Raw genomic sequence first — 581 nt, forward strand, 5'->3', positions numbered from 1 at the left:
ACCATGCAAGCTCTTCTGCGTGCGCTTCTGTTTTGGTGATCACCACACCACCAATCACGTCCGAGTGACCGTTAATGTATTTTGTAGTTGAGTGGATAACAAAATCAGCACCGAGATCCAAAGGCTTTTGGTACACCGGTGTCAAAAAGGTATTGTCTACCGCAACCCAAGCGCCCACTTGTTTGGCTTTTTCGCATACCGCTGCAATATCAACCACACGAACCAAAGGGTTCGATGGAGTTTCTAACAAAATAAGCTTTGGCTTTTTCGCTAGTGCAGCCTCTAGAGCTTGCTCATCCGATTGATCAACGAACTGCACTTTGAAGTCGCCTTTGTTAGCTCGTGTATTGAACAAACGGTATGTGCCACCGTAGCAATCATGCGGTGCAACAATCAGATCATCTGGCCCAAGAAAAGCCGATACCCACAAGTTAAGTGCGGAAGTACCGCAGTTAGTCACCACTGCGCCTTTGCCAGACTCTAACTCTGATAACGCACTCTCTAGCAAACCACGGTTTGGGTTACCTGAACGCGTGTAATCGTATTCAGGGACTTCACCAAAAGCAGGGAAACCATAGTTG

Annotated in this window: 1 protein-coding gene; it reads right to left on the bottom strand. The window is 47.3% G+C overall.

Annotated features, from left to right (window positions below):
* A partial coding sequence (locus R8O10_RS26475; protein WP_318192132.1) for an aminotransferase class I/II-fold pyridoxal phosphate-dependent enzyme occupies positions 1-581 on the bottom strand: 581 nt, incomplete at both ends.

Source organism: Vibrio sp. 1727 (assembly GCF_033344415.1).
Classification (GTDB): domain Bacteria; phylum Pseudomonadota; class Gammaproteobacteria; order Enterobacterales; family Vibrionaceae; genus Vibrio; species Vibrio alginolyticus.